Source organism: Dietzia aurantiaca (genome assembly GCF_021033825.1).
Lineage (GTDB): Bacteria > Actinomycetota > Actinomycetes > Mycobacteriales > Mycobacteriaceae > Dietzia > Dietzia aurantiaca.
In genome coordinates this window covers 234,253-250,736 of the sequence record NZ_JAIFXZ010000002.1, presented here as the reverse complement: position 1 = coordinate 250,736, position 16,484 = coordinate 234,253, and the positions used below count along the sequence as shown (strand labels likewise).

General features: G+C 68.8%; 15 protein-coding genes. All 15 read right to left on the bottom strand.

Translation table 11 applies throughout. The features are described from left to right. Position 1: 1 nt before the first annotated feature. Positions 2-556 (bottom strand): peptide deformylase, encoded by a 555-nt coding sequence (def, locus tag K3888_RS03760; protein WP_230928884.1) that lies wholly within the window; start codon positions 554-556, stop codon positions 2-4. An 85-nt stretch (positions 557-641) separates the two neighbouring features. Continuing rightward, a complete protein-coding gene (locus K3888_RS03755) occupies positions 642-2,687 on the bottom strand; it encodes a primosomal protein N' (RefSeq protein WP_230928883.1) in 2,046 nt (681 codons plus the stop codon). 43 nt (positions 2,688-2,730) lie between these two features. Further along, positions 2,731-3,963: a methionine adenosyltransferase gene (gene metK / locus K3888_RS03750; RefSeq protein WP_230928882.1), complete on the bottom strand. Its 1,233-nt coding sequence runs from the start codon at positions 3,961-3,963 to the stop codon at positions 2,731-2,733. Between the two features lie 78 nt (positions 3,964-4,041). After that, positions 4,042-5,286 carry a bifunctional phosphopantothenoylcysteine decarboxylase/phosphopantothenate--cysteine ligase CoaBC gene (gene coaBC / locus K3888_RS03745; RefSeq protein ID WP_504766132.1) on the bottom strand — a complete coding sequence of 415 codons (1,245 nt, stop codon included), beginning with the start codon at positions 5,284-5,286 and terminating at the stop codon, positions 4,042-4,044. Beyond that, a complete protein-coding gene (gene rpoZ, locus K3888_RS03740) occupies positions 5,283-5,567 on the bottom strand; it encodes a DNA-directed RNA polymerase subunit omega (RefSeq protein ID WP_230928881.1) in 285 nt (94 codons plus the stop codon). The genes coaBC and rpoZ overlap by 4 nt, the downstream gene beginning before the upstream one ends. A 90-nt stretch (positions 5,568-5,657) precedes the next feature. Then, positions 5,658-6,257 carry a guanylate kinase gene (gmk, locus tag K3888_RS03735; protein WP_230928880.1) on the bottom strand — a complete coding sequence of 200 codons (600 nt, stop codon included), beginning with the start codon at positions 6,255-6,257 and terminating at the stop codon, positions 5,658-5,660. A 7-nt stretch (positions 6,258-6,264) separates the two neighbouring features. Then, complete coding sequence (gene mihF, locus K3888_RS03730) at positions 6,265-6,588, bottom strand: integration host factor, actinobacterial type (protein WP_182633042.1); 324 nt, start codon at positions 6,586-6,588, stop codon at positions 6,265-6,267. Positions 6,589-7,006: 418 nt separating this feature from the next. Then, positions 7,007-7,858 carry an orotidine-5'-phosphate decarboxylase gene (gene pyrF, locus K3888_RS03725; RefSeq protein WP_230928879.1) on the bottom strand — a complete coding sequence of 284 codons (852 nt, stop codon included), beginning with the start codon at positions 7,856-7,858 and terminating at the stop codon, positions 7,007-7,009. Then, entirely contained in the window at positions 7,855-11,217 is a 3,363-nt protein-coding gene (gene carB / locus K3888_RS03720) for a carbamoyl-phosphate synthase large subunit (protein ID WP_230928878.1), read from the bottom strand. Before carB ends, pyrF begins: the two co-directional genes overlap by 4 nt. Next, positions 11,217-12,428 (bottom strand): glutamine-hydrolyzing carbamoyl-phosphate synthase small subunit, encoded by a 1,212-nt coding sequence (carA, locus tag K3888_RS03715; RefSeq protein WP_230928877.1) that lies wholly within the window; start codon positions 12,426-12,428, stop codon positions 11,217-11,219. Before carA ends, carB begins: the two co-directional genes overlap by 1 nt. Next, positions 12,425-12,973 carry a PH-like domain-containing protein gene (locus K3888_RS03710; RefSeq protein WP_230928876.1) on the bottom strand — a complete coding sequence of 183 codons (549 nt, stop codon included), beginning with the start codon at positions 12,971-12,973 and terminating at the stop codon, positions 12,425-12,427. The genes carA and K3888_RS03710 overlap by 4 nt, the downstream gene beginning before the upstream one ends. Further along, a complete protein-coding gene (locus tag K3888_RS03705) occupies positions 12,970-14,286 on the bottom strand; it encodes a dihydroorotase (RefSeq protein WP_230928875.1) in 1,317 nt (438 codons plus the stop codon). The genes K3888_RS03710 and K3888_RS03705 overlap by 4 nt, the downstream gene beginning before the upstream one ends. Further along, positions 14,283-15,224: an aspartate carbamoyltransferase catalytic subunit gene (locus tag K3888_RS03700; protein ID WP_230928874.1), complete on the bottom strand. Its 942-nt coding sequence runs from the start codon at positions 15,222-15,224 to the stop codon at positions 14,283-14,285. Before K3888_RS03700 ends, K3888_RS03705 begins: the two co-directional genes overlap by 4 nt. Further along, the gene (gene pyrR, locus K3888_RS03695) at positions 15,221-15,811 is read right to left on the bottom strand and encodes a bifunctional pyr operon transcriptional regulator/uracil phosphoribosyltransferase PyrR (RefSeq protein ID WP_230928873.1); all 591 of its coding nucleotides are present in this window, start codon (positions 15,809-15,811) and stop codon (positions 15,221-15,223) included. The genes K3888_RS03700 and pyrR overlap by 4 nt, the downstream gene beginning before the upstream one ends. A 69-nt stretch (positions 15,812-15,880) precedes the next feature. Next, positions 15,881-16,483 (bottom strand): transcription antitermination factor NusB, encoded by a 603-nt coding sequence (nusB, locus tag K3888_RS03690; RefSeq protein ID WP_230928872.1) that lies wholly within the window; start codon positions 16,481-16,483, stop codon positions 15,881-15,883. Position 16,484: the final 1 nt, after the last annotated feature.

The following is a 16,484-nucleotide window of genomic DNA, read 5'->3' as shown; positions in this document are numbered from 1 at the left end:
ATTATCTCGCCCCCGTCGTCTCGGACAGTTGATCATGGACAACGCCCGCGCTGATCCCGGCACTGCCGAACCAGGAGGACGAGCGGATCTGTGCCATGGCCGACCTCCTCTGCTCGGGAGCGAGGCGCTGGAGGAACAGGATCCCGTCGAGGTGATCGGTCTCGTGTTGGACGGCCCTCGCGAGGATGCCGTCGGCCTCGAAGCTCACCGGCCGGCCACGGAGGTCGCGGCCTCTCGCTCGGACGCGGGCGAATCGCTCCGTCGGCTCGGACACCCCGGGGATCGACAGGCACCCCTCGTTCACGTGGGTCCTGTCGTCACCGATCGGCTCCCACTCCGGGTTGACGAGATGTCCTTCCCGGCCTCCACAGCTGTAGACGAACACCCGGATGGACAACCCGATCTGTGGAGCCGCCAGCCCGGCGCCGTCCTCGTGGCGGACGGTGTCCATCAGGTCCGTCACCGCCCGCTCCAACCTGTCATCGAAGGACGTGACCGGGTCGGTCGGAGTCCGGAGTACCGGGTCGCCGAAGAGCCGGACGGGAAGGACAGGCATGCGTATCTGGTCTCCTCGCGAGCACTGGTGGTGGTGACGGTCCATTCTAGGGGCAATCCAGCAGACCGAACGAGCGCCGGTACGGTCAACCGATGTGGACCGGGTCCAGCCGCACGCGGACCGGCTCTGAACTGCGCCTGCCGGATCGACCGACCACGAACGCCCGCACCTCGGTGACGACCACGGGGAGGTCGGCGGGAGGGATCCGTAGCAGTAGTCGTTCCGGATCCTCGATCTGCTCCTGACCGGGAAGCTCCTCACCCTCAGGGAGGTCCACCGGGCCCAGTACCTCGACACGATCGATGAGCCGGAAGCCATCGAGGAACTCGGAAAGCGCGGTCGCCGGGCCGTCGACGGCGATCATGTGCACCGCCGGCGGGAACCCCACCTCGGCCCGGTCCGCCAGCTCACGCTCCGCCCAGGCCTGCGGAGCCCATCTCACCAGCGCCTGCGACACCGGCGATTCGGAATCCGCCGACAGAAAGATCCGGCCACCTTCCTCGGCGGGGCGGACCAGGCCCGCCGCGCCGATCCAGAGCCTCAGTGCCTTCTGGACCGCACGCAGGTCAGGCCTGCCGAGCAGGGCCCACGAGTCGAGTAGTAGCGCGGCGCCGTACCCCCCCTCGGCGACCGGTTCAGCCCCCGGGGTCGACACGATGATCGCAGGGGCGGCGGGGACGGAATCGAGGGTCTCTCCTCCCCTACTCGTCCGCACCCTCACCCCCGGGAACATCCGTCCGAGTTCCTCGGCGGTCCTTCCGGCGCCGACCACGCCGGCACGAAGCGCCCTGGACCCACACGCGACGCACCGGAATCCGGTCTCCGGTGCGCCACACCAACCACACGCGAGATCCACCGGCCCGTAGACCTCGTCCATGCGGCCGGCCCTGATGGGGCCGTTGCACCGTCGGCACCGCGCGGGCGCCCGACATGAACCGCACAGCAGGGTGGGGATGTAGCCCTTACGCGGAACCTGAACCAACACCGGCGCATCCACGTCGAGCGCCTCCCGCGCCATGGTGAGCGCGACGGCCGGCAACCTGGTGCGACCCCCGGCCACGTCCCGCGCCTGGATCGGATCGGCATCGGTCACCGCGATGACCCGGGGAGCGAGTTCCCTGATGAGACCCGTCCGCGGACGTACCTCGTGGGCCCAGCCCGACCGGACGTACTCCGCGACCTCCGGCGTCCGGTCGACAGAACTGAACATGAGCGGGGTCTCGTCGAGAAGTGAACGCTGAACCGCCACTTCACGCGTATGCGGGTACGGCGCCCGCGGCTCGACGAAGGAATCGTCGCCGTCATCGTGCAGGACGATCAGACCGAGTTCCGGAAGCGGGGCGAACACCGCGCTCCGGGTGCCCACGACGATTCGCGCATGGCCCCGGGTCGCCCTCAGCCAGCGCCGGTAGCGCGCGGAAGGGCCGACACCCGCGGACAGATCCGCGACGAGATCCCGGCCGGCCGCTCCTCCCCCCACGGCCGCCCGGCACGCCTCCGTGAGACGGTCGACATCCCGCTGGTCCGGAACGATCAACAGAACCTGCAGGCCCCTGCGTCTGACCGAGTCCGCCAGCGACGCCAGAGCCGTGGCCCAATCCCGGCCGGGTGGGGCCGTCCAGACCGCTCGCGCGGGGATCCCGGCGGTGGCGGCCTCGAGGAACCTGGAGACCATCGGGTGGTCGTCCCAGCCCTCGGGGAGCTCGACCGGGCCCGTGGTCACCCCGAGCGGCTCGAGGGGCTCCGGCACGGACTTCTCCGCGGCGGCGTGTCGCGGAGGGACCGCCAACCGGATGACATCCGAACGCATGCCCATCCACCGGCGCGCGACCGCCTCCACCAGCTCGAACAACGCGGGCGTGAGCACCGCCTCCGGCGAGACGACGCGCTCCAACCACGCCAACTCGCCCCGATGCTCCGACTCCCCCGAACGCGCGATGACGAATCCATCGACCAACCGACCGGCGAAGCGAACCCGCACACGCGTGCCCGGCAGTGCCTGCCCAGTCAGGGACTCGGGCACCAGATAGTCGAACTCGCGGTCCAGATGCGGCACCCCGAGCAGAGGCAGGACCCGGGCCACCGGGGCGTCAGCCGCCGGGGCCCGGGTCGCTGGCCGTGTGGTCGTCACGTAGGGGATCCTCGCATCCCGCTACGACAGACGAGAGGTCGAGTCAGATCCCCGCGGCCTTGCGCAGCTCGTCGACACGATCGGTCCGCTCCCAGGGGAGGTCGATATCGGTACGGCCGAAGTGCCCGTAGGCAGCCGTGGGTGCGTAGATCGGCCGCTTGAGGTCCAGATCCCGGATGATCGCACCCGGACGGAGATCGAACACCTCCGACACGGCCTGCTGGAGCGTGTCCAGGGAGACCTTCTCGGTCCCGAACGCCTCGACGAACAGGCCGACCGGAGCGGCCTTGCCGATCGCGTACGCGACCTGTACCTCGACACGCTCGGCCAGCTCGGCGGCGACGATGTTCTTGGCGACCCAACGCATGGCGTACGCAGCCGACCGGTCCACCTTGGACGGATCCTTGCCCGAGAACGCGCCGCCCCCGTGGCGGGCCATTCCGCCGTAGGTGTCGACGATGATCTTGCGGCCGGTCAGGCCGGCGTCACCCATCGGGCCGCCCAGGACGAACCGGCCGGTCGGGTTCACCAGGAGCCGGTAATCGCTCTGGTCGATCGCCAGGGCGGCTTCCTCCGCCAGTACGGGCTTGATCACATGCTCGGTCAGGTCATCGCGAAGCGTGGTCTCCAGATCGATCCCGTCCGCATGTTGGGTCGAGATCACGATCGTGTCGAGCCGGACCGCCTTGTCGCCGTCATACTCGACGGTGACCTGGGTCTTGCCGTCCGGACGCAGGTAGGCCAGAGTGCCGCTCTTGCGGACCTCCGTGAGGCGGCGCGACAGTCGATGCGCCAGCGCGATCGGCAGCGGCATCAGCTCAGGGGTGTCCGAGCAGGCGTAGCCGAACATCAGACCCTGGTCACCGGCGCCCTGACGCGCGATCTCGTCCTCAACGGACCCCACCGACGTGCGGGCCTCGTGTGAGGTGTCCACTCCCATCGCGATCTCGGGCGATTGCTGTCCGATCGAGATCGAGACACCACAGGAGATGCCGTCGAAACCCTTGTCGGACGAGTCGTAGCCGATCTCGACGATCTTGTCGCGAATCAGCTGGGGGATCTCGACGTACCCGGTGGTCTTGACCTCGCCGGCCACATGGACCTGGCCGGTGGTGACCATTGTCTCCACGGCCACCCGGGCCGCCGGGTCCTGCTCCAGCATCGCGTCCAGAATCGCGTCTGAGATCGCGTCACAGATCTTGTCCGGGTGCCCCTCGGTCACGGACTCGCTGGTGAACAGCCGACGTGCCTGCGTCACAGTGATTCTCTCTTCCATCGTCGGATCGCGTGCGGTCGTCGCCGACCGCGTGAGAACAGACTAGTCGGTGCGTCCCACGTCACTGCGCGCGGTCCTTCAGCGGGACCGTTCCACCACCGCGTCGAGGATGCGCCCGGCGAGGACGTCCTTGCTCGCGCGGTCGACGAGTATCTCCCCGCCGTCGGAATCGAGAATCCAACCCCCGTTGTGGTCTCTGCCGAATGTGGTGTCCCGACCGACCTCGTTGACGACGAGGAGGTCGCACCCCTTCCGGGCCAGTTTCGCCCGACCGTGCTCGAGGACGGACCCGGACGCGTCACCGGTCTCCGCGGCGAAGCCGACGAGCAGACACGAGGTGGGCACCTCGCCGCGGCCGCGCGCGGCGACGAGATCGGCGAGGATATCGGGGTTGCGCTCGAGTCGGATCTCGGCCGGTTCCGCGCCGGTCCCCTTCTTCAATTTCGATTCCGACACGTGACTGGGCCGGAAATCGGCCACTGCGGCCGCCTTGATCACGACATCGGCCGTGGCGGCCGCGCGCAGCGTCTCTTCGCGGAGCTCCCGGGCCGATTCGATCCTCACCTCGGTGACCGCGGGCGGTGTCGGGAGATCCGCGGAAGTCACCAGTGTCACCTCGGCGCCCCGGGCGACCGCGAGTGCTGCCAGCGCATGTCCCTGTTTTCCGGAACTGCGATTCCCGAGGAATCGAACCGGGTCGATCTCCTCACGCGTCCCGCCGGAGGTGACGACGATGTGTTTTCCGGCCAGGTCCCAGGGAAGCGAACCGCCGTCGAGGAGCAACCGCGCCAATCGGGCGATGTCGGCGGGCTCGGGCAGCCGTCCCGCGCCGGTATCCGCACCCGTGAGGCGGCCGCGGGCCGGGGGCATCACGTGGAGTCCGTCTCCGCGCAGGGTCTCGACGTTCCGCTGCGTCGCCGGGTGCTCCCACATCTCGGTGTGCATCGCCGGAGCGAGCAACACCGGGCCCCTGGCGGTCAACAAGGTGGAAGTGAGCAGGTCATCAGCGCGGCCGGACGCCGCACGGGCCATCAGATCCGCCGTGGCGGGGGCGATGACGACCAGATCGGCCTTCTGCCCCAGTGCGACGTGGCGGACGGAGGGCACATCCGAGAACACACCGGTGGACACCGGGTTCCCCGACAGTGCCTCGAAGGTGGCGGCCCCGACGAAGTTCAGGGCCGCCTCTGTGGGGACGACGTCGACGTGGCAACCGGACTCGGTGAGGAGCCTGATGAGGCCACAGGCCTTATAGGCGGCGATCCCGCCTCCGACGCCGACGACGACACGCATCGCGCGTCTGTCGTCCCCCTCGGGGGTCACTCGCCCTCGGCGCAGTCGAGAAGGTCGGAGTGGAGTTCGCGAAGGGCGATGGTCAGAGGCTTCTCGTGCAGACCGGGATCGACGAGCGGTCCGACGTACTCGAGGATCCCCTCTTCGATCTGGTTGTAGTACGAGTTGATCTGCCGAGCGCGCTTCGCGGCGAAGATCACGAGTGCGTACTTGGAGGACGCCCGCTCGAGAAGCTCATCGATCGGGGGGTTGGTGATGCCGATCGGGGTGTCGTACAGCGGGGTGGCCGCTGCGGCCTCGGTGGTGACCACTATGGGTTCTCCTCTGGGTACAAGCCTGGGTGATGCGGGAAGTTTCGGCCCTCGCCCGGGCCACACTGACGTGGTACCCGGGCGACGGCACTAGCCGACCAGCAATGATACCAATTGATCGACTGCGGTTTCGAGTTCGTCGTTGACGACGACCTCGTCGAACTCGCCGCGGGCGTCCATTTCGACCTTCGCGGTCTCGAGGCGGCGCGCCACGACCTCGTTCGGCTCCGTGCCGCGACCGCGAAGCCGCTGCTCGAGTTCCTCCCAGGACGGCGGGGCCAGGAAGACCGTTCGCCCCTCCGGGATCGACTCGCGGATCTGGCGGACGCCTTCGAGGTCGACCTCGATGAGAACCGGCCGCCCCGCCTCCAGCGCCTCGTGGACAGGTTCGGCGGGGGTGCCGGACAACTGGAGTCCGCGATGGATCTCCGCCCACTCGAGCATGCGGCCCTCGGCTACGGCGTCCCGGAACTCGTCCGTCGACACGAAGAAGTAGTCGTGCCCGTGGACCTCACCGGGTCGCGGGGCCCGGGTGGTCATCGAGACGCTGAAGTAGAGATCCGAGACGCGCTCGCGAAGGCGGGCTACAACGGTTGACTTGCCGACAGCGGAGGGGCCGGCCAAGACGATCAGCCGGCCCCTCATCGCCGTCGTCTCCGGGTTGTTCGCCCCGGGCGACGGTGTGTTCATGCGTCGATCAGTCGACCGTGAAGTCGAACCGCTCGAGCAGCGCGCGGCGCTGGCGGTCACCGAGACCACGCAGGCGACGCGTGGGCGCGATCTCCAGCTCGGTCATGATCTCCTGAGCCTTGACCTTGCCGACCTTGGGCAGAGCCTCGAGCAGCGCCGAGACCTTCATCTTGCCGAGGATCTCATCGGTCTCAGCGTCCTTGAGCACCTGCTTGAGGTCGGTGCCGCCGCGCTTCAGGCGCTCCTTGAGCTCAGCCCGGGCACGACGGGCCGCAGCCGCCTTCTCCAGAGCAGCAGCGCGCTGCTCATCGGTCAACTGGGGAAGGGCCACAATTCCTCCGTCTCGTTCGTGTGTGTCTCATGACTCACGCGGATGTCCAAGGTAGGACACCAGCGTCTGGTGTGCGGTGACCGTCCCCGGCGCGTCCGCGGGCTGCGGATCGTTCCGGAAGCGGGCGCTCCCTCGTGCTCACCGTACCCGGGCGGTACCGCCTCCCTGGCGGAGCCGGCGACCGCATCGGGCCTGATGACCTCAGCAACAGTACGCGGCCGGTTGGCCGTGCACCCGCACGGGGGCCCGTGTGGAACCCTGCCTGACATGCGGTTTGACGTTTTGAGGTTAGAGGCAGACTAGCCCTGCATGCTCGTGGATGCGACTCGAAACGCCTGAAAACTGCAGTCGATACTCTCGTCGGCGCCCCGGCGGCCGTTACCGCTGTGAGAGGTGGGTACCGAGAGGAAGTCGGTGCTCAGGGGGCGTCGGCGAAGCTGAACTGCCCCGAGAGATCGGTGACGACAGCACGCATCGCGCCGACGTCGGGGCCCGCCCGCAGGACGTGCCGGGAGACGTTCACCAGGGTGGCGGGCAGTGCCGGGCCGGCGATTCGTCGCACGTCCGCGAGTGTGCCCCCCTGCTCCCCCACCCCCGGCATGAGAACCGGGCCCCGGAGCCGCTCGAGGACGGGCGGGTCCGCGACCGTCGCACCGACGACGACGCCGAACGAGCCCACGTCATCCGGGAACGCACCGAAGTTCCGACGCCCGATCTCGTCGACCACCGACTGCGCGACGGTTCCATCGGCCCCCGCCGCACCCTGGAGCCCTCCGGCCTCCGGATTCGACGTACGTGCCAGCACGAACAGCCCGCGTCCGGTCGAGGCTGCGGCGTCGAACGCGGCATCCAACGACCCCACCCCGAGATAGGGCGACACGGTGAGCGCGTCACACGCGAGCGGTGATCCGTCGGCGAGCCACGCCCGAGCGTATCCCGCCATGGTGGACCCGATGTCGCCGCGCTTGGCGTCGGCGACGGAGAGGGCTCCCGCCGTCGTGATCGAGGAGAGCACCTCCTCGAGCACGGCGATACCAGCGGAACCGTGCTCCTCGAAGAACGCCACCTGGGGCTTGATCGCGGGGACGAGGTCGCCGAATGCCTCCAGCGCGCGTCTGGAGAACTCGGCGACGCCGGCCGGGCCCACCCCCAACCCCCAGGCCTCGAGCAGCGCCGGGTGCGGATCGATTCCCACGCACAGGTTCCCGCGGTCGGCGACTGTGGACCGGAGACGAGCACCGAACGAGGCCCGGGAGCGGGTTTCGGTCATCGCGTGGCGAACCACGAATGCAGCTGCTGCAAGGGGCTGACCGCCACGTCGCCCTGACGCATCGCTTCGATGCCGTGCACCGCGGCGGTGGCACCCTGAACGGTGGTGACGCACGGGACCCGGCGCGAGATCGCAGCGGAACGGATCTCGTAACCGTCCGCGCGCGTCCCGCCCGTCGACGAGGCGATGTTCAGGATCAGGTCGACCTCGTCCGCGTTGATCCGATCGACGATGGTCCGAACCGGCCCTCCGTCGGCGTCGACCGGTCCCGCGCCCGACTCGGTGAGCTTCGCGACGGTCTCGCATGCGATTCCGTATCGGCGGAGCATCAGAGCCGTGCCCTCGGTGGCCAGGACGGTGAACCCGAGAGCCGCGAGGCGCTGGGCCGGGAACACCATCGAACGCTTGTCGCGGTTGGCGACGGAGACGAAGACGGTGCCCGACGTCGGCAGGACGCCTTCCGCGGAAAGCTGGCCCTTGGCGAAGGCCACGGCGAAGTCCGGGCCGATTCCCATGACCTCGCCGGTGGACTTCATCTCCGGGCTGAGGAGGGAATCCACGGTGTCCCCCTCCGGGGTGCGGAAACGGTTGAACGGCAGAACCGCTTCCTTGACCGCGACAGGGGCGTCGGACGGCAGCGAGCCCCCGTCGCGGTCCGCGGGCAGCAGACCTTCCGCACGCAGGTCGGCGATCGACTCGCCCATCATGATGCGCGCGCAGGCCTTGGCCAGGTGGACACCCGTCGCCTTCGACACGAACGGCACCGTGCGGCTGGCGCGCGGGTTCGCCTCGAGGACGTACAGAATGTCGTCCTTGATCGCGTACTGGACGTTCATCAGACCCTTGACGCCGATTCCGAAGGCGAGCGCCTCGCTCGAGCGGCGAACCCGGTCGATGTCGTCCTGACCCAGGGTGATGGGCGGGAGCGCACACGCCGAGTCGCCGGAGTGGATCCCGGCCTCCTCGATGTGCTCCATGACGCCCCCCAGGTAGACCTCGGTGCCGTCGCACAGCACGTCGACGTCGATCTCCACCGCGTCATCGAGGAAGCGGTCGACGAGGACCGGGCGGTCCGGGCTGATCTCGGTGGCGCGATCGATGTAGGACCGGAGCGACTCCTCGTCGTACACGATCTCCATGCCACGTCCGCCGAGGACGTACGAGGGACGGACGAGCACCGGGTAGCCGATGTTCCCGGCGATCTCGGTGGCCTCGTCGGCGTTGATGGCGGTGCCGAAGGCGGGCGCCGGCAGGCCGGCCTTGACGAGCACCTCGCCGAATTCACGGCGGTCCTCGGCGAGGTCGATGGCGGACGGGCTGGTCCCGACGATCGGGACGCCCGCGTCCTCGAGTTGCGCGGCGAGACCCAGAGGCGTCTGGCCGCCGAGCTGGACGAGCACGCCGGCCACGGTCCCGGACTGCGACTCCGCGTGGTAGACCTCCATGACGTCCTCGAACGTCAGCGGCTCGAAGTACAGACGGTCGGCCGTGTCGTAGTCGGTGGAGACGGTCTCCGGGTTGCAGTTGACCATGACCGTCTCGTAGCCGGCCTCGGAGAGCGTGAGCGCGGCGTGGACACACGAGTAGTCGAACTCGATGCCCTGGCCGATCCGGTTGGGGCCGGAGCCCAGGATGATGACCTTCTCGCGCTCGGTCTGCGGGGCCACCTCGGACTCGGCCGCAGGGTCCAGTTCGTAGGTCGAATAGTGGTACGGCGTCTTCGCCTCGAACTCGGCCGCACAGGTGTCGACCGTCTTGTAGACCGGTCGGACCCCGAGCCGGTGACGCAGCCGCTGAACGCCCTCGGCGCCGGCGAACTCGGGACGGAGCGCCGCGATCTGGGCATCGGAGAGGCCGTTGTGCTTGGCCCTGCGCAGAAGACTCTCATCGACGACCGGGACGTCGACGATCTCCCGGCGGAGAGCGACGAGTTCCTCGACCTCGTACAGGAACCAGGGGTCGATCGACGAGGCCTCGTGGACCTGCTCGACCGTGGCACCCAGGCGCAGCGCGAGTTCGACGTCGTACATGCGGCCCTCGGTCGGGCGACGCAGGTCGTCGAGAACAGCCGCCACATCCGTGGACCGACCCGGGGCGATTGCTTCGTCGGTCAGGGTCCAGAATCCGGCGGCCTTGGTCTCGAGCGAGCGCATGACCTTCCCCAGCGCCTCGCGGTAGTTGCGTCCCAGGCTCATGGCCTCGCCGACCGACTTCATCGTGGTGGTCAGCGTGTCGTCGGCTCCGGGGAACTTCTCGAACGCGAAGCGCGGTGCCTTCACCACGACGTAGTCGAGGGTGGGCTCGAAGCTCGCAGGGGTCTCGCCCGTGATGTCGTTGGTGATCTCGTCCAGTGAGTAGCCGATGGCGAGGCGCGCCGCGATCTTCGCGATGGGGAAGCCCGTGGCCTTGGAGGCCAGCGCCGACGAGCGGGACACACGCGGATTCATCTCGATCACCACGAGACGGCCGTCCACCGGGTTGATCGCGAACTGGATGTTGCACCCACCGGTGTCCACGCCGACGGCGCGGAGGATGTCGATGCCGATGTCCCGCATGTTCTGGAACTCGCGGTCGGTGAGCGTCATGGACGGCGCGACGGTCACCGAGTCACCGGTGTGGACGCCCAGCGCGTCCACGTTCTCGATCGAGCAGATCACGACGACGTTGTCCTTGTTGTCGCGCATGAGCTCGAGCTCGAACTCCTTCCACCCGAGGATCGACTCCTCGATGAGGACGTTCGCGGTCGGCGAGGCGGCGAGGCCGCCGCCGGCGATCCGCTCGAGGTCGTCCATGGTGTAGGCGAGGCCCGACCCGAGGCCGCCCATGGTGAAGGACGGACGCACGACGACCGGCAGTCCGAGCTCGGCGACGGTCGCGTGCACCTCCTCCATGGTGTGACAGACCGCGCTGCGGGCGGACTCCCCACCGACACCGGCGACGATGTCCTTGAACATCTGACGGTCCTCGCCCCGGTTGATGGCCGGGATGTCGGCGCCGATGAGCTCGACGTCGTGTTTGGCGAGGATCCCCTGCGCATCGAGCTGCATCGCGGCGTTGAGGGCCGTCTGACCGCCGAGCGTCGCCAGGACGGCGTCGACGGGGTGTCCCTCGGCCGCTTCCTTGGTGAAGATCTTGTCGATGTACTCGGGGGTGATCGGCTCGACGTACGTGGCGTCGGCGAACTCCGGGTCGGTCATGATCGTGGCCGGGTTCGAGTTGACCAACGTGACCCGCAGGCCCTCGGAGCGCAGGACGCGGCAGGCCTGTGTTCCCGAGTAGTCGAACTCGCACGCCTGCCCGATGACGATCGGGCCGGAGCCGATGACGAGGACGTGGTTGATGTCTGTGCGGCGGGGCATCAGAGGGCGCCCTTTCTGGTGTCTGCGGAACCGGCGTCGGACGAACCGAGCAGGTCGACGAAGCGGTCGAAGAGGTTGGCGGCGTCACGCGGGCCGGCCGCGGCCTCGGGGTGGTACTGGACGGAGAACGCACTGCCGTCGGCGAGCGCGACGCCCTCGACGGTCCCGTCGTTGGCGCAGATGTGGGTCACCTTCGCCGATCCCCACGGCGTCTGCCAGGTCTCGGACTCGGGTGCACGGAGCGCGAAACCATGGTTCTGCGAGGTGATCGCCACGTTGCCGGTGGCCTTCTCGATCACGGGGATGTTGGTTCCCCGGTGGCCGAAGCGCATCTTGTAGGTCTCCAGGCCCAGTGCGCGGCCGAGGATCTGGTTACCGAAGCAGATGCCGAAGAACGGGATGCCCTGGCTCAGGACCTCTTTGGTCAGGTGCACCGCGGCGTCGGCGGTCGCGGGGTCGCCGGGGCCGTTAGACAGGAACACGCCGTCGACGTCCAGGTCGAGCACATCCGCCAGCGTCGACGAGGCGGGGATGACGTGAACCCGCACACCGCGCTCGGCGAGCATCCGCGGGGTGTTGGACTTGATTCCCAGGTCCAGCGCGGCAACCGAGTAGCGTGCCTCACCCTCGGCGGGATCCACGACATAAGCACTCTCCGTGGTGACCTCGTCAGAGAGGGACGCCCCGGCCATGGATTCCTGCGCACGCACGGTCGCGACCATCGACTCGTCGTCGGCCAGGTCCTCACCCGAGAAGATGCCGGCCTTCATGGCGCCCCGGTCGCGGATGTGCCGTACGACCGCGCGGGTGTCGATGTCGGCGACGCCGATGATCCCCTGGGCGATCATCTCGTCCTCGAGTGTGCGCTCCGCGCGGAAGTTCGAGGCGCGTCGCGACAGATCACGGACGACCAGGCCGGACACCCAGATCCGACCGCCTCGGTCCTCGCCGTCGAGGAGCGACTCGCCGTCTTCGTCGTTCCAGCCGGTGTTACCGATCTGGGGTGCGGTCGTCACGACGATCTGCCGGCAGTACGACGGGTCCGTCATCGTCTCCTGGTAGCCGGACATCGCCGTGGTGAAGACAGCCTCGCCGAGCGTGGTGCCGCGAGCGCCGAAGGCGGTGCCGCGATGGATGCGTCCGTCCTCGAGGACGAGCGCGGCGGGCTCGCGTGCTCCTGGCTTCGCGGGCGTGTTGTTCTGCGATGTCACTGCTTCTCCTCGGTGGTGGAGGTCGGGGTGTCGGTCCGGTCGGAGGGCGCGGCGTCACCGCGGAGCGCCTCCCAGCGCGGGTAGCTGTCTTTGTCGTCGGCCCGGAAGCCCGAGTCGATGACCGTGCGTCCACGGGGTGCGGTGACCTGCCACCGGGCGGCGAGGATGCCTCCGCCGGGGACGGTCTTGTTCGCCAGCGCGGAGGTCCGGCGCACGCCGATCAGGTCGGCGCGGGGAATCCACACCACGTCGGTGGCGAGTTCGAGGAGTAGCCCGCCGGTGTATGCCGTGAGAGTCGCGGCCGAACGGTGCCCGAGCGGCGGGCGCGCGATCCTGGCCTGCCAGTCCCCGGCCACCGTGCTCCCGACGTAGACGCCGGTCAGCGGTCCCAGCACCACGGCGCCGGGGTCGGCGGGGGGCTGCGGTAGCGAGTCGAACAGGCCCGCCTGCGACCGGCTGCGGTTGCGCCATCCCAGCGTCATCAGACCGATCAGGAGGAGCAGCAGGACGATCATCACGAGCGCTGTCCAGAAGTCCTGGTTCATGCGAGTGCCTTCCCGTCGCGGCTGGTCATGCGCCCGTGGTAGACGGTGCCCACCACCCTCGCCGCGAATGTCATCCCCTCGTAGGGGGTATTGGCGGACAGGCTGGCGAGGTCCTCGCCGATCACCGTCCAGGAGGAATCGGGGTCGACGACGGCGAGGTTTGCGGGCTCTCCCACCTCGATCGGTCGCCCTTGGTCTGTGAGACCGGCGATCTCGGCGGGTCGAACGCTCATGACGCGGGCGAGATCACGCCAGGTCATGTCGCCGGAATCGATCAGGAGTGCGGCGACGATCGGGAGCGCGGTCTCGAGCCCCAGCATTCCCGGGCGGGCCGCGGCGAACTCACAGCACTTCTCCTGTGCTGCGTGGGGTGCGTGATCGGTCGCGACGCAGTCGATGACCCCGGAAACCAGCGCCTCGCGGAGCGCGCGGGCATCGTGTGCCTCACGAAGCGGGGGGTTGACCCGGTAGACGCCGTCGTAGGTCTCCAGTCGCGAGTCGTCCAGCAGTAGATGATGGGGGGTGACCTCGGCGGTGATCGAGATGCCCTGGGATTTCGCCCACGCGAGCAGTTCCACAGTCCCGGTCGTCGAGGCGTGACAGATGTGCACACGCGCGCCGGCGTCCCGCGCCAGGATCGCGTCACGGGCGACGATGGACTCCTCGGCGGACCGGGGCCAGCCGGTGAGACCGAGGCGTGCCGCCGTCGGACCCTCATGTGCGACGGCGCCACGGGTGAGCCGCGGCTCCTCGGCATGCTGGGCTATGAGGACACCGAGCCCGGCCGAATACTCGAGGGCCCGACGCATCACCAGCGGGTCGTATACGCACATGCCGTCGTCCGAGAAGATCTTGACCTTCGCCGCACCGTCGGCCATCTGCCCCATCTCTGTGAGCTGCTCGCCCTTGAGTCCGACGGTGACTGCTCCGACAGGATGGACGTCGCACAACCCGACCTCGCGCCCGATCCGCCACACGGAGTCGGTGACCGTCTGGTTGTCCTGAGGTGGCTGTGTGTTGGCCATCGCGAAGACGGCGGTGTAGCCGCCCAGTGCTGCGGCCGCGGACCCCGAGGCGATGGTCTCGGTGTCCTCGCGGCCCGGCTCGCGCAGGTGCGTGTGCAGATCGACGAAACCCGGGAGGAGGACCGCGCCGTCGAGATCGTGTACTTCAGCGTCGGCGGGGGCCTCCTCGCCGGCGCCGGGCCCGAGCGCCGCGATGCGTCCGTCCCGGATGAGGACGTCTACGGGGTCCCCCTCGCCGTAGGGACGGACCCGACGCAGCAGCAGGGTCGGGGATTCGGGGACGGTCACTCGGTGGTTCCTTCCGTTCCGACGAGAGTGTGGAGGAGAACAGACATGCGGAGGTGGACGCCGTTGGTCACCTGCTGGAGGATCGCCGAGGACGGGGCATCAGCCACGTCGAAGCCGATCTCCATCCCCCGGACCATCGGCCCGGGGTGCAGGACCACGACATCCTCGCCCAGCCGAGCGGCGCGAGCGGGTCCCAGCCCGTAGCGCACCGCGTACTCGCGGGCGGACGGGAAGAATCCGCCGTTCATCCGCTCGGCCTGGACCCGGAGCATCATCACCGCGTCCGCGCCGGCGAGTTCGGCGTCCAGATCGGTGGACGCGCGGACGGGCCAGCCGTCCACGCCCACGGGCAGCAGGGTCGGCGGGGCGACGAGGACCACCTCGGCGCCGAGAGTCGACAGGAGCAGTGCGTTGGAGCGGGCCACGCGCGAGTGCAGGATGTCCCCGACGATCACGACCCGACGACCCTCGATGCCCCCCAGCCGCTCCCGGAGGGTCATCGCATCGAGGAGAGCCTGGGTCGGATGCTCGTGCATCCCGTCACCGGCGTTGATCACCGACGGCCCGACGCCGCCCGGAGACACCCATCGTGCGATCTGCGTGGACGATCCGGAGGCCGGGTGCCGCACGATCAGTGCGTCGGCGCCGATCGCCGTGAGGGTCAGGGCGGTATCGCGCAGTGATTCGCCCTTCTGCACGGAGGAGGCACTCGCCGACACGTTGATGACGTCGGCGCTCATCCACTTGCCCGCGGTCTCGAACGAGACGCGGGTCCGGGTGGAGTTCTCGTAGAACACCGTGAGCACGGTCTTGCCGCGCAGGGTCGGAAGCTTGCGCACCTCGCGGCCGAGGAGCGTCTCTTTGAGCCTGCCGGCTTCGTCGAGGATCGACAGCGCCGTGTCCCGGTCGAGCTCGGCGGCGGAGAGCAGGTGCTTCATCGGTTCTCCTCCGGGGCGGGGCGCCGGAGTACCACCGCGTCGACCCCGTCGATCTCGCTCAACTGCACCGACACCCCCTCATCCCGCGACGTGGGGACGTTCTTGCCTACGTAGTCCGCCCGGATGGGTAGTTCGCGGTGGCCCCGATCGACCAGCACGGCCAGTTGGACGCGGGCGGGGCGGCCGAGATCCCGCAGCGCGTCGAAGGCCGCGCGGATCGTCCGCCCGGAGAACAGGACATCGTCGACGAGGATGACGGTCGCGCCATCGATGCCCTCGGCGGGAACCCTGGTCGGGTTCATCGGCCTGTGCGGACCGCCGGCCAGATCGTCGCGGTACAACGTGACGTCGATCGATCCCGCATGGACGGCGACTCCGCTGAACTCGCGGATTCGATCCGCCAGCCGGGCGGCCAGTGGGACGCCGCGCGTGGGAATACCGAGCAGAACGACGGAGCCCGCATCCGGGGAGTCCGCGGCGGTACGTTCAATGATCTGATGGGCCAGGCGGGACACCGTCCTGGCCACGTCTTCGGACGTGAAGAGTGACACCGAGTTCGCGTTCGTATCCGAACGTTCAGCGCTCACCGATCACCACCTCCTTGTCCGCCTCACTGGACGGCTCGTTAAAGGGATAGTTTTCGATACCGAACTCTATCAGTCCGCGGTCCCCGCTCCGGGCTCGGCGGAAGTGGCCTCCGACACGTCCTCCGACACCTCGGGATCCACTTCCGCAGTAGCCTCGGCCGACTCGGCCGCCGACTTCGCACCCGACGATGCCTCCAGCACCGAGACCGCCTGCTCGGCAGCCCGGATGTGCTCGGCGAGGCCGGCGATCCGGTCCAGGACGGCATTGACGTAAGGCACCGACTTCTCAGCGGACAGATCCGACACGAGCAGAACCGACTGATCGATCACGATGGCCGATTCGACCTGCTCGGTCCCGAACAGCAGCTCCCAGGCACCTGCACGGAGTACGGCACGGTCCACCGCGGGTAGACGCTCGAGCGTCCACTCACGTAGGTGCTCGGAGATCATCGAATCGAGCCGGTCCAGGCGCTCGGCGACGCCTGTCACGATCTCCATGGTGAACGGTGCGACATCGTGGAACTCCTGGGAGTCCTCGCCCATCCGGCGACGCTCCTCAGCGAGTTCGACGACATCGGCATCGCGCAGCTCCGCCTCGAACAGGAGCGAGACGGCGCGCCTGCGCGCCCGGTACCGGGACCCCCGGCTCCGGTGATCGACCTCTTCCGACATG

Bases quoted from the DNA above. Each gene is read 5' to 3' on its own strand.
- def (WP_230928884.1), bottom strand. From the start codon at position 556: ATGCCTGTCCTTCCCGTCCGGCTCTTCGGCGACCCGGTACTCCGGACT.
- metK (WP_230928882.1), bottom strand. From the start codon at position 3,963: ATGGAAGAGAGAATCACTGTGACGCAGGCACGTCGGCTGTTCACCAGC.
- gmk (WP_230928880.1), bottom strand. From the start codon at position 6,257: ATGAACACACCGTCGCCCGGGGCGAACAACCCGGAGACGACGGCGATG.
- pyrF (WP_230928879.1), bottom strand. From the start codon at position 7,858: ATGACCGAAACCCGCTCCCGGGCCTCGTTCGGTGCTCGTCTCCGGTCC.
- carB (WP_230928878.1), bottom strand. From the start codon at position 11,217: ATGCCCCGCCGCACAGACATCAACCACGTCCTCGTCATCGGCTCCGGC.
- K3888_RS03710 (WP_230928876.1), bottom strand. From the start codon at position 12,973: ATGAACCAGGACTTCTGGACAGCGCTCGTGATGATCGTCCTGCTGCTC.
- K3888_RS03700 (WP_230928874.1), bottom strand. From the start codon at position 15,224: ATGAAGCACCTGCTCTCCGCCGCCGAGCTCGACCGGGACACGGCGCTG.
- nusB (WP_230928872.1), bottom strand. From the start codon at position 16,483: ATGTCGGAAGAGGTCGATCACCGGAGCCGGGGGTCCCGGTACCGGGCG.